Raw genomic sequence first — 3,470 nt, forward strand, 5'->3', positions numbered from 1 at the left:
GGCAAGTTCCGGCAATGGCGGCGGCGCGAGTGCTGTGGCGCAGGCGCGGATGCCGCCCTCCGCCGGTGGCGCCCAGACGATGCGGCTGGTCGAGGCTGAGCCGGTGCCCGCCGCCTTCGTTCCGGCGCCGGCGCCGGTGGCCGAAACCCCTGCCGTTCCGGTCAAGTCGCTGGCCGACATCGCGGCCCTTGCCGACGCCAGTCGCGACATGGCCTTCAAGGTGCTCTTGAAACGCTGCGTTCGGCTGGTTCGCCTCGAGCCCGGCCGCATCGACGTCAGCCTGACCGACGACGCGCCGAAGATGCTGCTCAATGACCTGACGGCCAAGCTACGCGCCTGGACGGGCCGCAACTGGCTGGTCTCGCTGTCGAAGGAGGAAGGCGGCCAGACGCTGGCCGAGATGGAGACGACGAAGCGCGAGAATGCCTTCTCCGATGCCAGGAGCGACCCGACGGTCGCCGCCATCCTCGCCCGCTTCCCCGGCGCCAAGATCATCGACGTGCGCATTCCGGATGTGCCTGAAGTGGAAAGTACTGACGCCGACCTGCCGGTCGAGCCCGCGGCCGATGATGATGAAATCTAGAGCATGATCCCGAACCGAAGGACCGTGTCAGCGAAAATGGGAACCGGTTTTCGGACAAGATCATGCTCCCACAAAAGAAACTAAGAGGACATTTGCGATGAAGGATCTTCTCGGCCTGATGGGCAAGGCGAAGGAAATGCAGGCCAAGTTCCAGGCCATGCAGGACGAGATCGCCACGCTCGAAGCCACGGGGCAGGCGGGTGGCGGTCTGGTCAGCGTGACGCTGACCGGCAAGTTCGAAATGAAGACGCTGAAGATCGATCCCTCGCTCATCAAGGCTGACGAGGCCGAGATCCTGGAAGACCTCATTCTGGCCGCTCACAATGACGCCAAAAATAAGGTCGAGCAGGTCATGCAGGAAAAGACCAAGGCCTTGACGGCGGGCCTGCCTATACCGCCCGGAATGAAATTGCCGTTCTGAGACGCCCGCCGCCAGTTAATTGATTATGAACGATAATCGAGCCCGGCCCGCAATATTAACCATTTTGCCGGCGTTGCTCACGGGCTCATTTCGCTGCATTCATAAAGTTTTACCCAAGCCCAGGGATTGCTAACCATCTAGCCATCTTTTTGCCTGAAAGAGTCTCATTCTTGCCACATCTCGGGGCGGGCTGGCATCTGGAAATGAGGCTTTTTTGTTGATCGCGACGCGATGGAAGACGCCGCTGCTGCTCATTGGCATCGCCGCTTCCCCCTTGTTCCTGGCCGGCTGCAGCCAGACCGCTTCACACGGTATGTCGGTGGCGAGCCTTGCCGACGCCGTCACGCCGAGCTTCCTGAGCTCCCGTTCCTACAAATATACGATGAAGGACAAGGAATGCCTGCAAAGGGCGATGTTCTTCGAGTCCAACCGGTCAAGCCGTGACGGCATGATCGCCGTCGGCACCGTCGTCATGAACCGGCTGCGTTCCGGCCAGCACGGCAACACCATTTGCGAGGTTGTCGGCGAGAGGGGCCAGTTCGCGCCCGGCGTGCTGACGCGGCCGATGAATTCGAGGGCGCTGCCCGATGTCGAGGAAGCCGCCGAGGCGGTGCTGAAAGGCGAGCGCAAGGCCAAGCTCAAGAACACGATGTTCTTCCACACCGCCGGCCTGCGCTTCCCTTACAACAACATGCACTACACGATGGTGGCCGGCGGCAACGCCTTCTATGAGAAGCGCGGCCGCAACTGGCAGCCGCTGCCGGATGAGCCCATGGTCGCCATGGCCTCCGGCAAGTCGCAGAAGACCGATCCTGCCGCTCCAGTGCTCGTCGCTTCCGCCGAACCGGTGGTCAAGACGATTGTCCATGCCGATCCGGCCAAGCAGGCCGCAATGACCGCGGCTGCCGCGCCGTCCCCCGCCGAGCAGACCTATATAACGGCCTCCATCGCGCCGGCGCAGAAGTCCGGCCGCCTCACGGCGAAGCAGACGGTTGTAGCGATGCAGGAGCCGATGGAAGAGCCTGATGCGTCCCGCTTCGGCGGTACGTTGAAAGGTCGGTATATCACCTCGGTGCCCAGCGCCCGGCAGGAAGCGGCGATGGGATTCCAGTCGACGCCTGAGAACACCGACGCCATCGGCGCGCTGATCGTCAGCCAGAACCGGCCGCTCTAAACCTATTGAGTCGACCATCGATGCACGACCCGCATTGGCAGCAAGGCGGGTCGTGTGCCGTTACGAACTGTTCCAAAGCGCTCTGAAAAATCCTGTATCAGTTCATCGTTTCACGGAAACGGCGAACTGATCCACCTTTTCGTTTTGACGCAAGTCCGGACGGAAAACCGCTTCGCACTTTCCTGGAATTGCTCTCTAAAGCGCGTCGCGTCGAAACGGATTCGAGCGACGCGCTTTAAATCTTTGTTTTTATGCATGTCGTTTTCCCAAAACCGCTACACACTTTTGGGCGACATGCATTAGATCAGAGCGATGTCGAAGCGAATCGCCGGTCCAGAGATCGAACGCCTGATCCAGCTCCTGGCCAAGGTGCCGGGGCTCGGGCCGCGCTCGGCGCGGCGCGCCGCCCTCCATCTCATCAAGAAGAAGGAGCAACTGCTTCAGCCTTTAGCCGCCGCCATGGGCGAGGCGGTCGACAAGGTGCGCATCTGCTCGACCTGCGGCAATGTCGACACCTCCGATCCCTGCATGATCTGCACCGATCCGCGCCGCGACGCCGGCACGCTGATCGTCGTCGAGGACGTCTCCGACCTCTGGGCGCTCGAGCGCGCCGCCGCCATGAACGTGCGCTATCACGTGCTCGGCGGCACGCTGTCGCCGCTCGACGGCATCGGCCCCGACCAGCTCAACATCCGCTCGCTGGTCGACCGTGTCGCCGGCGGCGAGGTCAAGGAGGTGATCCTCGCCGTCAACGCCACCGTCGAGGGCCAGACCACGGCGCACTACCTGACTGACCAGCTCTCTGGCTTCGACGTCAAGGTGACGAGGCTTGCGCATGGCGTGCCGGTCGGCGGCGAGCTCGATTATCTCGACGAAGGCACGCTGGCCGCCGCGCTGCGATCGAGGACGGCGTTTTGAGGTGGCTAGACAGGAGGATGCGCGTCGTGACTGGAGTGCATCCTTCGAAGCTGGCCCCAAGCACCCCCCTCTGTCCTGCCGGACATCTCCCCCTCAAGGGGGGAGATTGGCAGCTTCACCGATGCCACTCTCTTTCTTACGTTGGTGATTGGCGAAAGCCGAACCAACAGCCAATCTCCCCCCTTGAGGGGGAGATGTCCGGCAGGACAGAGGGGGGCGCGACAGAACGAGGCTTTTCCAAATTCAGCCTCGCGTTTCTTCTGCTCGCAATATTCAGCCTCATTTTCACCACCCCCTCCCGCGCCGCCCCCATCGACGATCAATTCCAGGCATGGCTGCAGACCGACCTCTGGCCCGAGGCCAAGGCCAAGGGC

At 62.3% G+C, this 3,470-nt stretch carries 3 protein-coding genes and 2 pseudogenes; all 5 read left to right on the forward strand.

Annotated elements, in window-relative coordinates:
• Window positions 1-583: pseudogene (locus tag EOA38_RS31155) on the forward strand (DNA polymerase III subunit gamma/tau); the annotation flags it as partial.
• Between the two features lie 97 nt (window positions 584-680).
• Window positions 681-1,004, forward strand: a complete 324-nt coding sequence (locus tag EOA38_RS31160) for a YbaB/EbfC family nucleoid-associated protein (RefSeq protein WP_126090386.1) — start codon at window positions 681-683, stop codon at window positions 1,002-1,004.
• 217 nt (window positions 1,005-1,221) lie between these two features.
• Entirely contained in the window at window positions 1,222-2,178 is a 957-nt protein-coding gene (locus EOA38_RS31165) for a cell wall hydrolase (protein WP_127301029.1), read from the forward strand.
• A 312-nt stretch (window positions 2,179-2,490) separates the two neighbouring features.
• On the forward strand, window positions 2,491-3,096 hold the full coding sequence (recR, locus tag EOA38_RS31170; protein WP_126090384.1) for a recombination mediator RecR: 606 nt from the start codon (window positions 2,491-2,493) through the stop codon (window positions 3,094-3,096).
• Between the two features lie 17 nt (window positions 3,097-3,113).
• Window positions 3,114-3,470 (forward strand): annotated as a pseudogene (locus EOA38_RS40620) (hypothetical protein); the annotation flags it as partial.

Origin of the sequence: Mesorhizobium sp. M1E.F.Ca.ET.041.01.1.1, assembly GCF_003997355.1 — a bacterium.
Taxonomy (GTDB): domain Bacteria; phylum Pseudomonadota; class Alphaproteobacteria; order Rhizobiales; family Rhizobiaceae; genus Mesorhizobium.